Source organism: Texcoconibacillus texcoconensis (genome assembly GCF_014202575.1).
In the GTDB taxonomy this organism is placed as follows: Bacteria; Bacillota; Bacilli; order Bacillales; family Salisediminibacteriaceae; genus Texcoconibacillus; species Texcoconibacillus texcoconensis.
Genome location: NZ_JACHHB010000008.1, coordinates 96,745 through 116,668 on the forward strand (window position 1 = coordinate 96,745; position 19,924 = coordinate 116,668).

Here is a 19,924-nt window from a genome sequence, read left to right on the forward strand (position 1 = left end):
TCCTCGCCTAATTACATTGGACACTTCGATTCATCATAACCCGGTCGCATCGACCAGTCTTTTCGCACGGTTCGTTAGCTCTTCATAATTTTCATCTGCAATTAACTGCTTATCTAACAATGAACCACCGACGCCACATGCAAGAACACCCGCTTGCATATACTCACCGATATTATCCTCACCTACGCCACCTGTTGGCACCATTGGAATATGAGGAAGAGGCCCCTTAAGCTCTTTAATATATTTAGGACCTAGCGTTGAGGCTGGGAAGATTTTCACCGCGTCCGCTCCTGCTTCTACCGCATTAACGATTTCAGTCGGTGTTAAAACGCCAGGAATTGCTGTTACGCCATAACGCTTTGCCGCCTTAACAACATTTTCGTTATAGTTCGGCGAAAAGATAAATGATGCTCCAGCGTGAATTGCATTAATTGCTGTTGTTTCATCAAGAACGGTACCTGCCCCAATCCAAGCTCGATCAGAAAAGCGTTCGTTTAACTCCTTTAATACCGTTAATGATTCTGGTCCTTCCATCGTGAGCTCTAAATTTGTGATACCACCATTAATGATTGCTTCTACAATAGAAAACACTTGATCTTTTGGAGGTCTACGTAAAACAGCAATAATTGGCGATTTCTCTAATTTTTTCAAACCTGATTCAACCATGAACAGTCACCTCTTATTTATTTTAATGAGAAAGTTCTTACTTTCATAAATCTATTGTGTTTCTCCCTCGTGGGGGATAACTATTGGACTTCATTTACCGATTCACTTCTTCATAGACACCACCATTTTCTTCATCAGTAGATTGCAACATCTGCTCTAACTCTGAAGGACGTGGAAACCCTTCCATATCTCCAGAAATTTGTACGGTAACAGCTCCAGCTGCATTTCCTTTTTTAATTGATTCATGAATATCCGAGCCATCTAGCTGTGCACTGATAAAGCCAGCGCAAAAGCTATCTCCCGCACCAATTGGATCGACGACTTTCGATACAGGGAATCCAGGTACGTAACCATTTTCAGATCCATAAGAATAGTAAGCGCCATCCGCACCTAGCTTAACAATGACCGTTGCTTGTGGAGATTTCTGTTTATAAAAAGCGGCAATTTCCTCAGGGTCATGTGTACCCGTCAATTGATAACCCTCAGACTGTCCTGTCAAAATAAAATCAGAACGAGCTGCGATACTATTAAGAACAGAAGCAGCCTCCTCTTTGTCTTTCCATAATTTCAATCGTAAGTTCGGATCGAATACGATTGGAATTTCATACTTTTGTGCTATACGAATAACCTCTTCAGTCGTTTCATAACAACTTTGACTGAGTGCAGGTAAGATACCAGAAATGACCACATATTTTGCGCCACTAATATACGCCTCGCTTACATGTTCTTTCTGTAACCGGCTTGCAGCTGAGTTTGCGCGGTAATAATAGACGTTAACCGCATCACCAAATTTTCTTTCTTTGAAAAACACCCCAGTCGGTGCTTCATCATCAAATGACGTATTTGAAACATCAACACCTTCACCACGAATAACCTGTTGAATATAACGACCAAACGGGTCGTGTCCTAGCCTACTTATCCAACCGACACTATGCCCTAAGCGACTTAAACCCACTGCGAGGTTGGATTCAGCTCCTCCCACCTGCTTAGAAAATGAATGAGCGTACTCAAGTGGTATAGATTGGTCTGGGTTTAAAATCACCATCGTTTCTCCGACTGTAATAACATCTGGCGATTGCATCACATTCCCTCCTTCTTTATATCTTTAAATTTTACCGTTCTCACGCGTCCCTTTATAAGGAACACTGTTCCTTCAATAGGTAAAAAATATTTTATATTTATAGGTCTATTGAAAAATTGATAGCTTTTAAGAATATAAAGAGCTGTGGGTCAACAAAAGGAACTGCCTAAAGTTAAACCCCTTTCGCTTCTCTATACCCTAATTTTGCAGAAATTTCTTGTGCCCTTTGTCGTACAATCAAGGAATCTCTGTCTAGTTTTTCGTCGGTCATTCTTTGACTCGGACCTGCAATACTCACACCCGCAATTACTCTTCCCTCATGATTGAAAATGGGAGCTGCAGCACAGCGAATGCCTTCTTCATGCTCTTCATCATCTATTGAATACCCTCGTAAACGAACCTTATCTAGCACAATAAGAAATTCTTCCTTTGTTGTAATCGTAAATTTCGTCTTAGGCTCGAAGGATATCCTTTCCACAATTTCCTGCAACTCATCACTCTCTAGATAAGCAAGAATTGCTTTGCCCACCCCCGTACAATATAGGGGCGCGCGTCTACCAACTCTTGAAAACATTCGAATCGTTGCTTCACTCTCAATTTTGTCAATATAAACAATGTCATCTCTCTCAGGCACTACAAGGTGTGTCGTTTCCCCAGTTTCTTGCGCAATGGTTTCTAATACCGGGCGTGCAGCGTCACGTAAATCTAAGTTATCAAGTACAACATGTCCTAACTCAATAAAGCGTAAGCCTAGTGAATACGTTTCTGTACGTGGATCTTGCTGTACATAACCTTTCAGCAAAAGGGTGGACAGGATTCGATGTGCTGTACTTTTTGCGACATTTAAGCGGTTGGCAATTTCCGTCACACCGAGCCCGTTTTTATTATTTTGTAAAATTTCGATACAAACAAGCGCTCGTTCAACTGATTGAATCGTTTTATACTGTGAGATATGAATCTTCCTCTCTACTAAAACTTATGTTAGCGCTTTCTTTTATGCTTCAAGTATACAATTGAAATGTTCATGAAACAACGAAACATTTAGTTTATCCTCAGATACTAGGATCATACGAATGAGTGAACGCCACCATTGTAGAGACAAAGTACATTGTCCGATATAGAACTTAGGCCATATGTCGACGAGCACTGTTTGAACAAAAGGTTATATTCAACATACCGTGCTTAGATATGGCTACTAAAAAACGACCTAGGTTTCACCTTCCCTCAAGTTTCTTACCACTCTGCAATACTTCCATCAGCGTGTCGCCACACAGGGTTTTTCCAATTATGTCCGACTTCTGCTGCCTGACGAATTTTTTCTTCATCAATTTCTACGCCTAGCCCTGGCCCTTTTGGTAGCTCTACGTGCCCGTCACTGTATGAGAATACAGATGGATCTTCCACATAGTCGAGTAAGTCACTGCCAACGTTATAGTGGATACCTAGACTTTGTTCTTGAATGAATGCGTTATGAGAAACAGCATCAACTTGTAAACAAGAAGCAAGTGCAACAGGGCCTAATGGACAGTGGGGTGCAAGCGCAATATCATAGGCTTCTGCCATTGAAGCGATCTTCCTACATTCGGAAATACCACCTGCGTGAGATAAATCAGGTTGGATAATGTCTACGTAACCTTGTTCAAACAACGGTTTAAAATCCCAGCGTGAAAACATTCGTTCACCAGTCGCAATAGGGATCGACGTATGACGGGCTATTTCAGCTAATGCTTCGTTATTCTCTGGCAGTACAGGCTCTTCTAAAAACATCGGGCGGTACGGCTCTAATGCTTTAGCGAGCACTTTTGCCATCGGCTTGTGTACACGTCCGTGAAAATCAATACCTACATCGATATCATCACCGACCTTATCTCGAATCGCTGCAACCCGGTCTACAGCTGCATCAACCTTTTTATAAGAATCAATATACTGCAATTCTTCTGTCGCGTTCATTTTGACAGCAGTAAAACCTAAGTCCCGTTGACGCTTCGCTTCTTTGCCAACGTCATCTGGACGATCGCCACCAATCCAAGAATAAACCCTCATTTTGTCACGACAAGCTCCACCTAACAATTCATAAACGGGTACATTTAACCACTTTCCTTTGATATCCCAAAGAGCCTGATCGATACCAGCAATGGCGCTCATATGAATCGGACCACCTCGATAAAAACCTGCACGGTAGAGAAGATTCCACGTATCTTCAATAGCAAGAGGGTTGGATCCAATCACATACTCTGATAACTCTTCAACAGCAGCTTTAACAGAATAAGCTCGTCCTTCAATGACTGGCTCTCCCCAACCGGTCACACCTTGGTCCGTCTCCACCTTTAGGAAGCACCAACGCGGTGGGACAATAAAACATTCTAAGGATGTAACTTTCATGGCCTTCTCCCCTTATTTGAGATTCATTTTTCACGTTTTCAATTATAAATTGATTTAAAATTTTAGCTGGTCATTAGTTGCTACCTGTGTTCATGTAAGAAACTGAATGATTTTGTTCAATGCTTCTTTCGCATCGGATCCAACTGTACGTACTGTCACTTGATCACCATTATGAATTTGCATACTTATTAAGCCAAGCAAACTTTTCACATTTGCCTCAACAACATGACCGCCTGAACGGTTGATTAAATACACCTCAGATTTAAAAGGAGTTAACATTTGGCTTAGTTCAACAATCGTTTGTTTTTCTTCAATGTTAATGATGATATCCCTTTTATACTCCTCCATCGCTTAACCTCCTTTTATTTCGTCTAAGCACGACCACGATATCAAGACTTTCTACCATTAACGTCTAACCTCTGAATGAAGGTAAAAACGTAGATAGTTCTGGAATAAAGATAATAATAAACAAAGTCACTAACATCGCGATGAAAAATGGAATAATTGCCCTCGATATTGCTTCAATCGATAGACCAGATATACCTGAGCCGACGAACAAATTAACCCCTAATGGTGGTGTAATGAAACCAATTGCTAAGTTAACAACCATAATAATACCGAAATGTACTGGGTCATAACCAATTTCGACTGCGATCGGTAAAAGTAATGGAGTTAAGATAATAATTGCCGCAAGTGTATCCATAAAACAACCAACAATTAAAAGTAATAGAGTTATTAATAAAATAATCACAATTGGGCTTTCAGAAATGGACATCATCGCATCGGCAACCTTACTTGGAATTTGTTCCCGTGTAAGTAACTGTCCAAATGCAGTTGCAGATCCAACAATAATTAGTACTGTAGCTGTTGTTAATGCACCTGAAGCGATAACATTTGGTAATTCTTTAATTGGCAATTGACGATGGACAACAACACTAATGAATAGTCCATATACAACAGCAATAACAGCTGCTTCAGTTGGTGTGAAAATACCTCCGTAAATTCCACCTAGAATAATAATCGGAATCAAAAGAGCCCATTTAGCATCCCAAGATGTCTTTCCAAATTCTTTCATTGAAAACTTTTCATTCGATGCTTTATATCCCATTTTTTTCGAATGAAAATAAGCATAAACAATTAATCCACCAGCCACAATAAACCCAGGGATAATACCTGCAACAAACAAATCTCCCACAGATGTCGAACCGGTAACACCATAAATAACCATCGGTATACTTGGTGGAATCATTACACCTAGTGACCCTGCCGCAGCAACGGTTGCTGTTGCAAACCGTTTATCATACCCCATACGTACCATTGCTGGGATCATAATTCCTCCAATTGCCGCAACCGTAGCCGGTGCAGAACCAGAGATGGCTGCAAAAAACAAACAAGTAATGATCGTCGCGATCGCAAAGCCACCTGTTTTGTTTCCGACTAGGGAATTGGCGACGCCAAACAGCCTGTCTGTTATACCGCCCCTTCCCATAATTTCCCCAGCAAGAATAAAGAATGGAACAGCCATTAATGGAAAAGAGTCAACAGACGTGATTAATGCCTGTGCTAAAAATTCTACCGGTAATGTGCCAGCATATAAAACAGTGATAAGTGTAGACACGCCTAGTGCAATTCCTACGGGTACACTTAATAAGAGAAGGACTGCAAAACTAATAAACAATATCGCCTCTGTCATGGGTATCCCTCCTAACGTTCAGGTTTCGGGTCTTGATCGCCTAGTGTATCTTCCTGATCTTCAAGCGCCTTATCATGTTCTAATTCAACATCAAATGCTGATTTACCTAATAGCGCTTTCGTTTGCTGTATCAGTTGTTGAATGAGGCGTATAACAGTCAAACCCATTCCGATAGGCGTTGCCATGTAAACGAAGCCCATTGGAATTTGTAGACCTGGAGATCTCTGTCCTAACTCTAGGATTCTCATGGCAATATCTTGACCATAATAAATAACGACTAAAGCAAAGATTAAGAAAACCACGTTTGAAATCATCGTCAAAATCAGTTTACCTTTTCGCTTAAACAACATGAGGACGACATCGACTTTGATATGGCGTTGTTTTTTTACACCGTAGCTAATCCCAATATACACAAGCCAAATGAAGCAAAACCTCGCTAGTTCCTCAGACCAAGAAAGGGAGTCTCCCATGACATAGCGCATAAATACTTGCAATGCAATAATGACGACCATAATCGATGAAAAAATGACAAGAAACACTTCTTCAATGTGTTCATCCAACCATCGTAATACGCCCATACTTCCACCTGCCTTCCTGATGCAATCGAATTGCCCTTATAGAGAGTGAAGGAACCGCTAAACAGTTCCTTCACTTTTACTTACTCTAGACTTGCTTCTGCTTCTTCAATTGCTTCATATACTTCATCAACGAAATCTGTACCAAGATCTTCAGCATGCTCATCGATCACTGGTTGTACGATTTCAGCCATTTCTTCACGCGCTTCATCGGTTACTTCAGAGTACTCTACTCCCTCTTCAATTAAAGCATCAAGAAGTTCTGCATTCGCTGCACGATTTTCTTCAATTTGATACTCCCCTGCTTCTTGTGCTGCATCTGCCACAATTTCTTGATAGTCGTCTGGAAGGCCATCGAAGAATTGCTTACTCATGAGAAACACAAACGGGCTGTAAACGTGGTTCGTATCAGAGTAGTAGTCTTGAACTTCGTAAAATGATTCAAGGTAGATCGTTGCAAGTGGGTTCTCCTGCCCGTCAACGGTTCCTTGTTGCATCGCTGTAAATAGTTCACCAAATGCCATTGGCGTTGGGTTTGCACCTAACTCAGAGAATGCATCAAGGTGAATTTCGTTTTCCATCGTACGAACGGTTAGACCTTCAAAATCTTCCGCTGTTTCAACTGGACGGTCACTGTTAGATAGGTCACGGAAACCATTTTCCCAATAAGCGAGTCCAACCATTTCTTGGTCTTCTAATGCATCAAGAAGTTGATCACCGACCTCACCGTTTAACACTTCCATTGCTACCTCGTCATTAGGGAATAAGAATGGAAAATCAAAGACAGCATATTCCTCAACAAAGTTTGTAATCGGTGCTGTAGAAGGAATCGTTACTTCTTGAGATCCAAGTTGAAGTGCCTCCATCATTTGACGGTCATCACCTAATTGACTACTGTGATACGTTTCAACATAGATATCTCCGTCTGTCGCTTCTTCTACAATATTTTTAAATTCAAGTAACCCTTTATATTGAGGGTGTTCACTATTTAATCCAATCCCTGCTTCAATGGTATATGTTGCATCACTACTAGAATACTCAGTATCTACGTTTTCTTCTGAAGCGCTTTCATTTTGGTCATCAGTTTGACTATCTCCGCCAGCTTCTTCCTCTCCTCCGCAAGCAGTAAGTCCAGCCACTAACGCTAACGACAAAGTTCCAGTAAGAAAATGTTTTTTATTCATGATTCTCGTCCCCCTAAAATTTAATATTAATTTTATCTATGGAAGAGTTAGCCAAATCATTGAAACGCTAACCCGAACCACTAATTCCTTTTCCGTCAAAGCCATTAAGAATTTTAAATAATTCTATGAGAAGATACCAGCTTCACGCAATATTCGACTTATTTCTTCTTTTTGTTCATCACCTACTGGTTGTACAGGAGGCAACGTTTGCGATTGAACTTCTATTCCTGCTTGATACATTGCTTCCTTAATGACACCTATAAATGGTTGATCTAAATGATAAATTTTGCACAGTTCTGAGATCTTTTGTTGGTGTTCTTCTGCGACTTGATAATCACCTGTCTGATAAGCTTGATATAATTGAGTAGATAAGTCAGGAGCGATATTACCAGTACCATTGATTGCACCCTTACAGCCTAAACTCAAACCTCCTAGCACATAATCATCAAAACCTGCCAAAACACTGAACCGGTCTTCATATTGTTTTGTGGCGCTGATGATATCCTTTGTATGAGTCAAGCTATCCACCGTATTTTTAATCCCTACAAAATTTTCGTGGTTTTCTACAAGTTGCTTGATCATATGTGCAGGAATATCCTGGCCTGTTAAAGCTGGAAAGTTATAAAGCAACACCGGTAATTTTGACTCTTTAAAAATGTCATCAAAGTGTTGATACAAATGCGTTTCATCAAGTTTGAAATAGTATGGGTTAATGACAACAACTGCATCAGCCCCAACCTCGTGAGCATGTTTGTTTAACTGCTTTGTCTCTCGTGTCGAGGGGGTTCCTGTACCGATCAGTACTGGCACACGACCATTCGTATATTGAACTGCATATGTTGCAATTTCCTTTCGTTCTTCCGTCGATAAGTGCACAAATTCTCCACCGGTTCCTAGAAAGAACAATCCGTCAACGCCTTTTTCGATGTGGTAATCGATGGCATTTTCCATACTCCGATAATCAATTGCAAAATCTTCTGTGACAAATGTCGGAACAGGTGGAATAATACCTGCAGGTAAATACATGACTCTCCTCCTCTACGATATTGTAAGCGCCTAACAAAGAATTTCTCATAATACTTGACGCTCTACCATAGCACCAGCAGCGTTTCATTCATTAACCTAGCATTCTTGAAACATTGCTATGCAGTATGATCAACAACCCTCTTGTAGCAGCATTCGATTTAAATAAGCGCTTTCAAAACTAATGAAATTTTCTTACGATCGAGGGCGGCTTTCTACTACGTAGCTAGATTATGCTCCCTCCATCAACCTACACAATTATTAGTCCCCATTCCTTAATAAGGAACATTGTTCCTCTAATTGGGAAGAAAGCGCTTTATTTAATTTTAGATTAATAGGTGTACAACCATTTGTCAATAAAAAGTTGTCGATTTTTGTTTTCTATTTTATTACTTTGTCGTTTGAAGTCATTCATATTTGGAAAGCTCTTAATTAGACTCAATGAATGGCTGAAGAACAAACAAAAAATTAGTCACCTTTTACAACTGCATGACCACCAAACTCATTTCTTAGTGCTGCTACCACTTTTCCTGAAAAAGTGTCATTCTCAAGTGTACGATAGCGCATCATAAGTGATAGTGCGATGATGGGTGCGGCCGCTTGGTAGTCGAGTGCTGTTTCAACAGTCCATTTCCCTTCACCAGATGAATTTGCAACACCTTTAATTTCATCAAGCTTTTCATCCTTTGAAAACGCATTTTCGGTGAGTTCCATGAGCCATGAACGAATCACAGATCCATTGTTCCAAACTCGCGCTACTTGTTCATAATCATAGTCGAATGGACTTTTCTCTAAAATATCAAAGCCTTCAGCAATAGCCTGCATCATACCATACTCGATGCCATTGTGAATCATCTTTAAAAAGTGTCCACTACCGACTTCTCCCGCATGTAGGTAACCGTTTTCAACAGCGATATCAGTAAACATCTCATTTAAGTTACCTTGTAGCACTTCTTCGGCCCCCCCTGCCATCAAGCAGACACCTTCTCTCGCGCCTTCAACACCACCACTTGTACCAACATCGACAAAGTGAATATTTTTTTCTTCTAAATATGCAGCACGTTCTAGCGTTTCTTTATAATTCGAGTTTCCACCATCGAGGATTGTATCTCCAGCATCCAACAATTCAGATAATTGTTCAATCACCTGACCTGTTACTTCTCCTGCTGGTACCATCAGCCAAACGGTTCTTGGTGCTTCCAACTTCTGCACCACTTCTTCAATTGTATAAGCTGGAATTGCGCCTGAATTTTTAATATCATCTACTGCATCCTTGTTTACATCATTCGCCACGACTTCGTGTTTATGGTCCAATAGGTTTAAAACGAGATTATACCCCATCTTCCCTAGACCGATCATTCCTAGCTTCATATGGATACTCCCTTCAAATATGTGATCAAATTTTGAAATAATTTTTCTATTTGATTTCATTATATGATATTTTATTTCTTTTTCAACCCCTAATTATGAAAAAATATTTTTTAATTTGAAGCGTTTTCATTTATACTACATGTAGAACCTCTTAGACATAGATGTTCATTTAACGACTAAGCGGTAAAACGTTCTCATTGATGAGCAAGTCTTGATCTATTTACAAAACCATATATCAGGGGGGATCACGATGGAAAATATTGAAGCGGCTCACGTTAAACACCGCATTAAAGCAGCTTACACCGGTTTTCGCGAAAAAGAAAAAGTGATTGCCGATTATATATTAGAACATCCTGAAGACATCGTTCATTCAACGATCAGTCAAGTAGCAGAAAACATCCAAGTCGCGGAAGCAACCGTGTTTCGTTTTTGTAAGAAAATTGGTTTCAAGGGGTACCAAGCGATGAAAATCGCACTCGCTTCCGAAGTCGACAAAGGGTTTCAAGACATCCACGAAACGATTCAAGAAGGAGACGACGAAAGACAAGTCACTGAAAAAGTATTTAAAGCGAACATCCGTACATTAGAAGAAACCTTGTCCGTCCTCAACCAAGACACGATGAAAGAAGCCACCAAAGCGATTCTCGAAGCTGATCGTGTCGAATTTTACGGCAGCGGTGGCTCAGGCGTCATCGCCGTCGACGCACACCATAAATTCATACGGACAGGGATCGCGACCGCGTCCTATAGCGATTCCCACTTCCAAGTCATGTCCGCTTCGCAATTAACCGAAAACGACGTCGCTGCGCTCATCTCACACACCGGCGCCAACCGCGACATGTTAGACGTACTTGACGTCGCCCAAGAACACAACGTAACAACAATCGGAATCACGACCCTCGCCAAATCACCTTTAAGCGAAGGCGTTGACATCCCGCTGTTCACCGTATCCGAAGAAACTGACTACCGATCCGAAGCACTCTCATCACGACTTGCACAACTCAGCATCATCGACGCCCTATACGTCAACATCAGCATCGCACGCAAAGAACAAATGGAACAATCACTTAATAACATGCGTAATGCGGTCTCTATCAAACGCATATAACGTTACATCAACGAGGAGGTTGATTTTTTTGGACAAGAAAAGATATGTCATCGGTTTAGACTTAGGAACAACGAGCGCAAAAGCGGTCATCTTTAAAAAGGATGGGTCGGTTGTGTCCGAAGCGGAACAGACATACCCGTTTCTCGACACCGATGCCGCCAAAGCTGAACAAGACCCACTTGCGATTGAGAACGCGGCCATCGAAGCAATAAGGCGTTCGCTCGTCACAGGAGGGATCAGCGGAGATGAGGTGCTCTCTGTTGGTTTATCGTCGGCGATGCATTCACTCATCTGTGTCGATGAAAACAACGAACCCTTGTCATCTGTGATCACATGGGCAGACAGACGGAGCGCCGAACAAGCGACACGTTTGAAGATGTCTACTGAAGGGACGGAGATTTATCAACAATCAGGCACCCCGATCCACCCGATGTCACCACTTGCAAAATTGATTTGGATGCGCGAAACTGCGTACGGTCCATATGAGCGCGCGAGTAAATTTTTGTCGATCAAAGAGTTTTTAACATCCCGCTGGTTTGGCGTCGATGCGGTCGATTATTCGGTCGCCTCTGCGACTGGTCTATTTGATATCAAGGAGATGACGTGGAACGAACAAGCGTTAAATGTTGCTGGCATTGACCGCTCGCAATTATCGACACCTGTCGCGCCAACCTATGTTTTTCATGGATTAGATGCGCGCGTGTCGGAACGAACAGGACTTCGTGTTGATGTCCCGTTCGTTGCAGGTGCAAGCGACGGACCGCTTGCTAACTTAGGAATTGGAGCGATCAATCCTGGGGAGACCGCGATTACGATCGGAACGAGCGGTGCGATTCGACAGATGGCGAACCGCCCAAACACTGATGAACAACAAAACGTGTTCTGTTATGGGGTGACGGAAGATTTATGGATCTTAGGTGGACCGACCAACAACGGAGCGATCGTCTTACAATGGCTGAAAGACACACTCGGTGAAAAAGAAGTTGAAGAGGCTGCGAAAAATGGCGACGATGCGTTCACGTTACTGACTGCTCGAGCCGAACAAGCTTCCCCAGGGTCTAATGGTTTATTGTTTTTACCGTATTTAAACGGGGAGCGCGCTCCTCATTGGGACGCCAATGCACGCGGCAGCTATATCGGGCTCTCCATGGATCATCGAAAAGAACATTTTTTAAGAGCAGGTATGGAAGGGGTTATGTTCAACCTTTATAACATTCATGAGGCCGTCGGTCGTCTCGTTGGGGAAACGACAAGCTTGTACGCAAATGGTGGTTTTGCTCGTTCGCCTTTTTGGGTGCAAATGCTTGCGGATATGTTTGGACAAGACGTACATCTCCCATCCTCACACCAAAGTGCTGCTTGGGGAGCGGCGTGGTTCAGCATGCTCGCCATCGGTGAAGTACGCGACCTTGCCTCTATTAAAGAATACATTCCGATGCAAGGAAAAGTCACGCCTCATGCTGACACGAGCGCTAGATATCGTGAACTGTACGGTGTGTACCGCAATATTTATGAAACTTTGAAACCGACATTCGATGCGCTACAACGAGTACAACAATAGCGGTTTTACGTTTTAAAGTACGAAAGGGTAGGTGCTACTTCGGTAGCACCTACCCTTTATTTGGCTAAAGTGTGTAGATTCATGGAGAGCTTTGTATAAAAAAACGGGGACTGTACGTTTTCCGCATATGTTTTACATATCAACTTGATCAATCTGGTTACGGTCGATGGTGAGGGCGTGATGCCAGTCGCGTAAACTGCCGTATACTTTGAAGTGTTGTTTGTTTTCTAGGGTGATGCGGATGTGTTGGTCGGCTTTGGATTTCGGGTCGATGAGTTGGTTGGTTTGCTTTTTGTTAAGAAAACAAATTTCTGCTTGGTCTAGGTGTGAGTTGGCGTCGAGGCAAACGAGTGCGACGGTGTGTTTGTAAGGAAATGAGTGTTTGAGTTCTTTTAGTTGGTCTGGGGTGAAGGAAAAGTACCAGTATTTGGACAGGCCGGTGCGGGTCGATTTTCGGTGTGAAATATGGATGATGGTGCGGTCGTTTATGATATAGCTGGACCATTTGTCACCAAGCTCGCTTTCGATTTTCTCCAATGAGGTCGGTTCTTTTTTTCGTAAAATACGTGAGAGTACGGTACCGTGAAAAAATTCGGATTCCTTGATAGCCATATGTAACACGCTCCCCTTTGATATATTTTAAAAGAAGTGATCGTCGTTTTAGGCTTTAGTGTGTGAAAGGGTAGGTGCTACCGTGGTAGCACCTACCCTTTACTTCAGTAAAGGAATATCGTTTATTTCAATCGGTAGTTTTCGTCCATTGAACGTGTTAGAAACACGCTATATTGCCCTCTTGTAATCGTTTCTTCGGGTGCGAATCGCTGCTCGGAGGTACCTTTAGCAACGCCTGCTGCATACACATTAGCGACCGATTCGGCGTACCATTTCCCTGCTTCAACGTCTGTGAATGGATGCGCCGCCTCAGACGTTGGAATATCGTAAATTCTTTCTAACAGAACAGCCATTTCTGCTCTTGTCATGCTTGCATCTGGAGCAAAGCTGTCTTCAGATACACCTTTGAAAAATCCTTCGTTTAGAGCGATGTCAATTTCTTCGGCAAATTCGTGGTCTTTATCAACATCTTCAAATGCATCAAGGGCGTTCGGATTCGATTCGCCTCCCTCGTGACGAACGAGAATCGCAGCAGCTTGGGCGCGTGTGAGCTCATCGTCAACGCCAAATAGGTCATTACCGATGCCGTTTATGACGTTTAAATCATACAAATAACTGACATGCGGGGCCGCCCAATGGTCGGAAGCTACATCAGTGAATGGCGTGTCGACTTCGATGGCTGCCTCCCACTCTGTCGGCACGCTTTCTACGTTATGGTCGTCTGCCGCTGTAACATAGAAAGTCATCGGAATGTTGATGTCTCCGATCTCTACGGCGAATTGACCGCTGTCATCCGTCGTTGTTGTGAACGTACCTTTCGTGTCGTTTTCTACTTTGATCGTTTTGTTCGATGCTGCTTCCCCTGACAAAATCCCTTCATCTTGCTGGTATTGAAAGTTGTCAGGTGCTTTTGGGCGCTGTTCGATGAGTGCTGAAGCGATATATCCTTCTTGTCCATCAGCGGTTTCAATAGGATACCAGACAAAATGGTTTTGACGATCGAGAACTTCCTCATATTCATAACCAGCTTGGATCGTTAACGGTGTGTCCGCTTCAACGGTCGTGATGCTGTCACTTTCCGTTGTTGCCTGTTCACGAATTCTCGCATTTTCAGTTGTATAAACGAGGTCACCTTCCGTTAGCTGATAGTTTGAACGTGTTAATGAGTCGGTCAATTCAAATTCAGCCGTTAAAAATTCAATATTTTCACTTGAAGCAGAATCGTAGTCAAAATCGTCTCTCGTAAAGTTTGGTAGTGAGAGGCTAGCGCCTAAGAGACTTAAACTTTCGATCTCTGAAAATACACGCTCCTGGTAAGCGTCGCTGTTTTGCGTACCATCTGCCATATAAACAGGACTATTCACTGGCTTGATTCCATTATAAGCCATAACAGGAAAGTACCAGCTTTCGATATAGTCTTCAGTACCTTTATGAATCGTCGGCAACTCTTGGCGTTCTTGTTTCATATTTTTTAAGATTTCAACGCCCGCTTCGATGTTATATAGTAAGTCGTCATGCAGGCGCTCAACATCATAATCTTGCGTGTTCGTAATTTGCATAAGGCCGATCCCGCCGTCTTCAGAGATGATTGTCTCTCCGTCCTCGTCGAAATGTTTCCATTCGCCTTGCTCAACTTGGGCGATCCCTTTGATGACTTCTGGTGGGACGTCTAGCTTTAAGGCGGCTTCAGTTAACAAGCAGTTTGTCGTTTGGTAATCAGGGTTTTCCCCGTCTTCAATGTCAGCGGTGAGATCACAGTTGTCTTTTATTGTGTCATTAGCTGTGACACCCCCAACGCCTCCCGTTGCAAAAAGAATACCTGAAACGGTGAAGGCACTGAGCCATTTTGATCGTTTATTCACTTTGATGCACCTCCATATTTTGTTAGATTGATAGATTTGAAAAAGCACGGAATACGTGCATGTTTAGTAGAAAATGTCATTTCTATTATAGCATAGTTGATACGCATGGGTGAGTGGGGATTCCGCTTTATCAAGGTAAAGGGTAGGTGCTACCGAAGTAGCACCTACCCTTTCATTCTGCACAGCACAAAAGATGCTTCTCTTATTTTGCGGCTTCGTATAAACGCATTGGTGGGAGGTTTCGGAAGAAGTATTCATCTTTTACAGCTGGAAAGTGTTGTTTTAAGTGATCGAGCAGGTGGGCATCCTTTTGGAAAAACGTTTGATACGGAAAGAAGCGTCCGCCCTCTTTCAGTACTTGTGATGTTTTTTGAACGATCCTTGATCGCATCGAATCATCCATTAAAGAAAACGGGATCCCGGAAAGTGCGTAATCAGCGGACGATGCGTATTGTTCTACAATCGTATCGACGTTTTCAGCACTATCATGACAAACGATAAGTCGCGAGTCATTGACGTTTCCCTGTAGTTCGTGAACGAAATTTTCGTTCATCTCGATGGCGATGATCAGCGAGTCGTCCGTCATGCGCTCAAGCAAGTGTTCGGTAAACACACCTGTGGCGGGCCCGTACTCAACGATCGTCATCGGTTTAGTGAAGTCCATTCGATTCGCGATTTCGCGCACCCCTTGTTTCGATGTTGGTGTCACGGATGCAATGTTGCGATCTTTGATGAAGTTTTTCATATAGCTAATCGTGCTCATAGACGTACTCCTTTCGAAATGAGGTGTTTTAGCGCTTTAAAGGGACGCCGGGTAGGTGCTACCAAAGTAGCACCTACCCTTCACTTCGTTAAAGCAAAAACGACAACCGGTTCCTCCCTCCAACCTCCCAACTGAATCGAAAAAACATTTACTCTTTCTTCAAAGGAATGAAATTTTGTTTATACTCGTGCATATCTTCTTTAATTGTTTCCATCTTTTGATCTAAATTATTCACGATATGGGCAGCTTCACGAAGTTCTTCGATAAGCTCACTTGGGACATGCGTTTGGAATTTGTAGTGAATTTTATGCTCCAAGCTCGCCCAAAAATCCATCGCGAGGGTACGAATTTGGATTTCCACTTTCACATATTCGGTACGGTCGCTAAGAAACACCGGGATTTCGATGATCATATGTAAACTTTGGTAGCCATTAGGCTTCGGGTTTTCGAGGTAATCTTTCACTTCGATGACGTTGATGTCGTGCTGCTTATAAATCAAATCATAGATTGTATAAATATCAGACACGAACGAACAAACGACACGAATACCCGCGATATCATGCACCCGGGCACGGGCTTGGTCGATGTTGACGTCGAACCCTTTTCGCTGCAATTTATCCATAATGCTTTTCGGCTTTTTCACGCGCGACTTCACCGATTCAATCGGATTGCGCTCATGCATATATTCAAATTCCTCACTCAAAATATTCAGCTTCGTCTTCATTTCTTCAATTGCAAATTTATAAATGATGAGAAAGTTGCGAATTTCAACTAACCGCTCATCGACCGTCGTATGCATCCCTTTTCCCTCCCTGGTACAAATGAAAACTTCTATCGTTTTCGCAAAAACTATTTCGCACACGAAATATTATAGTAAAATTACAAATAGATAGCTAGCAACGCCACAGCTTTGAGACGATTTCACAAATTTCAAAACGTGACAGACCCTGTCCTCATTACGTTATAATAGAAACGACCGAACCAGAGGCGATCACATGGATTTTGATGTCGATGTCGACGAAATGTTACATCACATTCTCCAACTCCAACAAGAAAGCTCAAAACGCTACCGCCGCATCGTCCGACTCACCCTCACCGACCACGGCCACCAACTCATCGAGCAAGTACCCGACTTCATCTTCGACTACTACAAAACCATTTTAGCCAAACTCATGCTCCAACAACTAAAAAAATTCCACGAAATCATCGCCCACGAAATCGAGAACGAAAACGAAAACGAAAGCGAAAGCGAAGAAAACTCTTTTTCATGAAGAAGACAAGCTCTCCAGACCACACCAGCTTGCCCTTTCGCGTCCGCTGCGAAAGGGTGCTGATAACGATGCACTTTTCCGCTTTCGCACACCACCGTGTTGAATGGTAGGTGCTACTTTGGTAGCACCTACCATTTAGTGCTTTAAAACAGAACAGTCTCGTGTGCACAAAAAAACGAGAACGGGTGTCCTCGCTGCAACTTGTCTTATTCTCCTAAAGTGGTTTCTTCTATTTCTTGCCATGACTGGGCTTGGTAGATGTCAGTTTGGGCGTTTTTGGCTTTGGTGACGGTTTCGTATTGCAAGAGTTCTCTTTTTACGTAGGCGTGGTCTGCTTTTGGGTAATGAATCTCTAAGTATCTGATGATCGATTGGATGATGCCTTTTCGTTCGCCACGCTCCTCGGCGGCTTCGATTTCGCACTTCAATTCCTCTTCTGTTTCGGCCTGCTCTCTGTAGGCTAGCACTTCTTCTGGGGAAGTACTCAACATGTCCCAGTCCAAGTAAGGTCTGCGCGATTTCATTCCCGGCATCGATGATCCCTCCGCTTCTTCATCATTGGGTGAAACTATTCACGGGTATATTCCCTCCTTCTCCGCTTCTAAAACTAGATTTTCGTTTTAGCGCACATGCTTTCACGCTTTAACGTGCGAAACGGTAGGTGCTACCGAAGGAGCACCTACCCTTTACCGAAATAAAGCAACAATTCCACCAATGTGTGGTGCTCGACATTTTTCGCGATCTATCATTAACCTTGCGTGATATACTCGCCGTTGTAGCCATTTTAAATCTTTTTTGGGGAGGGGTATTATGCAAAAAAACTTGTACCTGTTTACAAGTTTACTCACGCTTGTTTTGGCAGTGACATTTTTATTTCCGAGCACAAGCGAGAGTGCGAGTATGTGGAGCATTTACAGTGATGCCGAAGAAGCTCGCAATAATGGGGAATATAACGCAGCTTTACAAAACTATGAAGCTGTATTACCTAGCTTTCTAGAAAACGAAGGAAACACGAATATTGCGATGATCTACAACCGAATGGGTAGCATGCAAGTTGAGTTGGGCCTTTATGAAGAAGCTGTAGAAAGCTGGGAGCAAGAAGCTAACTACTGGGAAAAAGAAGGAAGCACACAAAGTGCCATCGCCGCAACGAGTAACGCGAACGACCTTCGCAGTGACGTTCAACTGTTTAGGGAAGCTGATTCACATGCAGTTGCCGACCAATATGACACGGGGGCAAAATTCGAGCCAGAAATCGGCGCGTTATTAGGAGCTTACGCTGAGGAGGATGATGCGGTTCACGATTCGACTTCTGGAAACCCTCATTACATAGAGGAATTCCCTAACCTCGTAAATCACGATCACGCCGCCTACCTTCTTTACGTCAGTTGGGGTACACCTTTCTCACAATTAGCGTCGCATATTCGCCGTGCTGAAGAACAAGGCGTCGCTATGCAACTTGCTCTGCAACCGGATGACGGTCTAGGCGAAGTTCAAGACGGCGAATATATACGACAATTTGCTCAAGACGCCGCCAATGCTGACATCCCGATTTTCCTCCGCTTCGCCAACGAAATGAACGGAGAATGGGTCGAATGGTACGACGAGCCTGAGCGCTACATTGATAAGTACCGCACGGTTGCAAATGTTTTCCAACAAGAAGCTGACAACGTCGCCATGGTTTGGGCACCAAATTACTTTCCACCTGATAACATCACCGACTATTATCCAGGCGATCATTACGTCGATTGGGTAGGAGTCAGTATGTATCAACGTCATAACGGCGAAGACGACCTTTTAGGCGAAGGGGTCGATCGCTCCAGTTATGTTGAAAAATTTGAACACATTTATGATTTGTACGCAGATCGAAAACCAATTTTCATTTCAGAAGGCGCCGTTTCTCACATCGACCCAAACACTAATGAAGGTGTGACTGAATGGGCAACCCGCCATGTTGAAACATTTTACAATAGCTTACCAATGCTTTATCCAGGGGTAAAGGCTGTTTTTTGGTTCAGCTCTGACGGCCAAAGCGCCAACGATTATCGACTTTCGCAAAACGATCAAGTCCTAAACGCCTATCAAGAAGCCATCCAAAATGACTTTTACTTATCGAACATAGGCGACATGTCACCTGTCACATACTTACCCGTCGATACGACTGGCGTGGCACCGACAGAAACAGCGTTACATGCACACGTAGAAACGATTGATCCACTCATTTCAAAGGTAGAATATTACGTAAACGGTGCACTCGCTGGAACATCGACGGAACCATCTTGGTCCATCAACTACGATTTCCTATCACACCGAAGTGAAACCGTTGAAATCGAAGTCAAAGTGTACGGCGAAGATGGTCATCTCGTCACAACAGACACGCAAAATATCGGCGTAGGCGCTACAAATGTTGAATTAAACAACGCGCAAATTGACTTCGATACCCAAGCCCAAATCAAAAACGACCGTACGTTCATACCAGTTCGACAGATCGCTGAATCTCTAGGTGCCGACGTGTCTTGGGATGCGACGACGCAAACGGCCGATATTGAGCACAACGACACAACCCTTTCAATGACTATCGGTGACAAAACCGTGTATCAAAACCAACAACCCGAAACGATAGACGCAGCGCCTTTCCTCGATGATAATCGCACCTTCTTACCTTTACGTTTTATCATCGAAGGCCTCGGCCTCGAACTTGACTGGAACGAAGACACGTACACCACATCGTTTACTACCGAGTAGACAGATTGTTTTTGCGCATTAAAGTAG

General features: G+C 43.0%; 19 protein-coding genes. 4 read left to right on the forward strand and 15 right to left on the reverse strand.

Annotated elements, in window-relative coordinates:
• Window positions 1-33 precede the first annotated feature (33 nt).
• The 10 genes from HNQ41_RS09910 to gnd all read right to left on the reverse strand — a co-directional run bounded on the left by HNQ41_RS09910 (window position 34) and on the right by gnd (window position 9,975).
• On the reverse strand, window positions 34-666 hold the full coding sequence (locus HNQ41_RS09910) for a bifunctional 4-hydroxy-2-oxoglutarate aldolase/2-dehydro-3-deoxy-phosphogluconate aldolase (protein ID WP_184664273.1): 633 nt from the start codon (window positions 664-666) through the stop codon (window positions 34-36).
• 94 nt (window positions 667-760) lie between these two features.
• Complete coding sequence (locus HNQ41_RS09915) at window positions 761-1,747, reverse strand: sugar kinase (protein WP_184664274.1); 987 nt, start codon at window positions 1,745-1,747, stop codon at window positions 761-763.
• Between the two features lie 172 nt (window positions 1,748-1,919).
• On the reverse strand, window positions 1,920-2,705 hold the full coding sequence (locus HNQ41_RS16870) for an IclR family transcriptional regulator (RefSeq protein WP_343043354.1): 786 nt from the start codon (window positions 2,703-2,705) through the stop codon (window positions 1,920-1,922).
• 275 nt (window positions 2,706-2,980) lie between these two features.
• A complete protein-coding gene (gene dgoD, locus HNQ41_RS09925; RefSeq protein WP_184664275.1) occupies window positions 2,981-4,129 on the reverse strand; it encodes a galactonate dehydratase in 1,149 nt (382 codons plus the stop codon).
• Between the two features lie 90 nt (window positions 4,130-4,219).
• The gene (locus tag HNQ41_RS09930; RefSeq protein WP_184664276.1) at window positions 4,220-4,477 is read right to left on the reverse strand and encodes an HPr family phosphocarrier protein; all 258 of its coding nucleotides are present in this window, start codon (window positions 4,475-4,477) and stop codon (window positions 4,220-4,222) included.
• A 64-nt stretch (window positions 4,478-4,541) separates the two neighbouring features.
• On the reverse strand, window positions 4,542-5,822 hold the full coding sequence (locus tag HNQ41_RS09935; protein ID WP_184664277.1) for a TRAP transporter large permease: 1,281 nt from the start codon (window positions 5,820-5,822) through the stop codon (window positions 4,542-4,544).
• 11 nt (window positions 5,823-5,833) lie between these two features.
• The gene (locus HNQ41_RS09940; protein ID WP_184664278.1) at window positions 5,834-6,400 is read right to left on the reverse strand and encodes a TRAP transporter small permease; all 567 of its coding nucleotides are present in this window, start codon (window positions 6,398-6,400) and stop codon (window positions 5,834-5,836) included.
• Window positions 6,401-6,480: 80 nt separating this feature from the next.
• A complete protein-coding gene (locus HNQ41_RS09945; protein ID WP_184664279.1) occupies window positions 6,481-7,581 on the reverse strand; it encodes a TRAP transporter substrate-binding protein in 1,101 nt (366 codons plus the stop codon).
• A 123-nt stretch (window positions 7,582-7,704) separates the two neighbouring features.
• Window positions 7,705-8,607, reverse strand: coding sequence for a dihydrodipicolinate synthase family protein (locus tag HNQ41_RS09950; RefSeq protein WP_184664280.1), 903 nt, complete (start codon window positions 8,605-8,607; stop codon window positions 7,705-7,707).
• A 465-nt stretch (window positions 8,608-9,072) separates the two neighbouring features.
• Window positions 9,073-9,975 carry a phosphogluconate dehydrogenase (NAD(+)-dependent, decarboxylating) gene (gene gnd, locus HNQ41_RS09955; RefSeq protein WP_184664281.1) on the reverse strand — a complete coding sequence of 301 codons (903 nt, stop codon included), beginning with the start codon at window positions 9,973-9,975 and terminating at the stop codon, window positions 9,073-9,075.
• Between the two features lie 250 nt (window positions 9,976-10,225).
• On the opposite strand from gnd, the gene HNQ41_RS09960 reads away from it, so the two are divergent.
• Together HNQ41_RS09960 and HNQ41_RS09965 are read left to right on the forward strand one after the other, a co-directional pair.
• A complete protein-coding gene (locus tag HNQ41_RS09960; RefSeq protein WP_184664282.1) occupies window positions 10,226-11,083 on the forward strand; it encodes a MurR/RpiR family transcriptional regulator in 858 nt (285 codons plus the stop codon).
• A gap of 28 nt (window positions 11,084-11,111) precedes the next feature.
• Entirely contained in the window at window positions 11,112-12,644 is a 1,533-nt protein-coding gene (locus HNQ41_RS09965) for a gluconokinase (protein WP_246421597.1), read from the forward strand.
• Window positions 12,645-12,776: 132 nt separating this feature from the next.
• Here the strand turns inward: HNQ41_RS09965 and HNQ41_RS09970 are convergent, their stop codons facing one another.
• The 4 genes from HNQ41_RS09970 to HNQ41_RS09985 all read right to left on the reverse strand — a co-directional run bounded on the left by HNQ41_RS09970 (window position 12,777) and on the right by HNQ41_RS09985 (window position 16,680).
• Complete coding sequence (locus HNQ41_RS09970) at window positions 12,777-13,256, reverse strand: hypothetical protein (protein ID WP_184664284.1); 480 nt, start codon at window positions 13,254-13,256, stop codon at window positions 12,777-12,779.
• Between the two features lie 122 nt (window positions 13,257-13,378).
• Window positions 13,379-15,118: an S-layer homology domain-containing protein gene (locus HNQ41_RS09975; RefSeq protein ID WP_184664285.1), complete on the reverse strand. Its 1,740-nt coding sequence runs from the start codon at window positions 15,116-15,118 to the stop codon at window positions 13,379-13,381.
• A 202-nt stretch (window positions 15,119-15,320) separates the two neighbouring features.
• Window positions 15,321-15,881 carry a class I SAM-dependent methyltransferase gene (locus tag HNQ41_RS09980; RefSeq protein ID WP_184664286.1) on the reverse strand — a complete coding sequence of 187 codons (561 nt, stop codon included), beginning with the start codon at window positions 15,879-15,881 and terminating at the stop codon, window positions 15,321-15,323.
• A 148-nt stretch (window positions 15,882-16,029) separates the two neighbouring features.
• A complete protein-coding gene (locus HNQ41_RS09985) occupies window positions 16,030-16,680 on the reverse strand; it encodes a GTP pyrophosphokinase (protein WP_184664287.1) in 651 nt (216 codons plus the stop codon).
• A 196-nt stretch (window positions 16,681-16,876) separates the two neighbouring features.
• Here HNQ41_RS09985 and HNQ41_RS09990 point away from each other — a divergent pair, with 196 nt between their 5' ends.
• Window positions 16,877-17,152, forward strand: a complete 276-nt coding sequence (locus tag HNQ41_RS09990; protein WP_184664288.1) for a hypothetical protein — start codon at window positions 16,877-16,879, stop codon at window positions 17,150-17,152.
• A gap of 206 nt (window positions 17,153-17,358) precedes the next feature.
• Here HNQ41_RS09990 and HNQ41_RS09995 read toward each other — a convergent pair whose 3' ends face one another.
• Window positions 17,359-17,685: a hypothetical protein gene (locus tag HNQ41_RS09995; protein WP_184664289.1), complete on the reverse strand. Its 327-nt coding sequence runs from the start codon at window positions 17,683-17,685 to the stop codon at window positions 17,359-17,361.
• 277 nt (window positions 17,686-17,962) lie between these two features.
• Here HNQ41_RS09995 and HNQ41_RS10000 point away from each other — a divergent pair, with 277 nt between their 5' ends.
• Window positions 17,963-19,897 carry a stalk domain-containing protein gene (locus HNQ41_RS10000; RefSeq protein ID WP_184664290.1) on the forward strand — a complete coding sequence of 645 codons (1,935 nt, stop codon included), beginning with the start codon at window positions 17,963-17,965 and terminating at the stop codon, window positions 19,895-19,897.
• Window positions 19,898-19,924: the final 27 nt, after the last annotated feature.

Bases quoted from the DNA above. Each gene is read 5' to 3' on its own strand.
- HNQ41_RS09910 (WP_184664273.1), bottom strand. From the start codon at position 666: ATGGTTGAATCAGGTTTGAAAAAATTAGAGAAATCGCCAATTATTGCT.
- HNQ41_RS09915 (WP_184664274.1), bottom strand. From the start codon at position 1,747: ATGCAATCGCCAGATGTTATTACAGTCGGAGAAACGATGGTGATTTTA.
- dgoD (WP_184664275.1), bottom strand. From the start codon at position 4,129: ATGAAAGTTACATCCTTAGAATGTTTTATTGTCCCACCGCGTTGGTGC.
- HNQ41_RS09930 (WP_184664276.1), bottom strand. From the start codon at position 4,477: ATGGAGGAGTATAAAAGGGATATCATCATTAACATTGAAGAAAAACAA.
- HNQ41_RS09935 (WP_184664277.1), bottom strand. From the start codon at position 5,822: ATGACAGAGGCGATATTGTTTATTAGTTTTGCAGTCCTTCTCTTATTA.
- HNQ41_RS09940 (WP_184664278.1), bottom strand. From the start codon at position 6,400: ATGGGCGTATTACGATGGTTGGATGAACACATTGAAGAAGTGTTTCTT.
- HNQ41_RS09945 (WP_184664279.1), bottom strand. From the start codon at position 7,581: ATGAATAAAAAACATTTTCTTACTGGAACTTTGTCGTTAGCGTTAGTG.
- HNQ41_RS09950 (WP_184664280.1), bottom strand. From the start codon at position 8,607: ATGTATTTACCTGCAGGTATTATTCCACCTGTTCCGACATTTGTCACA.
- gnd (WP_184664281.1), bottom strand. From the start codon at position 9,975: ATGAAGCTAGGAATGATCGGTCTAGGGAAGATGGGGTATAATCTCGTT.
- HNQ41_RS09960 (WP_184664282.1), top strand. From the start codon at position 10,226: ATGGAAAATATTGAAGCGGCTCACGTTAAACACCGCATTAAAGCAGCT.
- HNQ41_RS09970 (WP_184664284.1), bottom strand. From the start codon at position 13,256: ATGGCTATCAAGGAATCCGAATTTTTTCACGGTACCGTACTCTCACGT.
- HNQ41_RS09980 (WP_184664286.1), bottom strand. From the start codon at position 15,881: ATGAGCACGATTAGCTATATGAAAAACTTCATCAAAGATCGCAACATT.
- HNQ41_RS09985 (WP_184664287.1), bottom strand. From the start codon at position 16,680: ATGCATACGACGGTCGATGAGCGGTTAGTTGAAATTCGCAACTTTCTC.
- HNQ41_RS09990 (WP_184664288.1), top strand. From the start codon at position 16,877: ATGGATTTTGATGTCGATGTCGACGAAATGTTACATCACATTCTCCAA.
- HNQ41_RS09995 (WP_184664289.1), bottom strand. From the start codon at position 17,685: ATGCCGGGAATGAAATCGCGCAGACCTTACTTGGACTGGGACATGTTG.
- HNQ41_RS10000 (WP_184664290.1), top strand. From the start codon at position 17,963: ATGCAAAAAAACTTGTACCTGTTTACAAGTTTACTCACGCTTGTTTTG.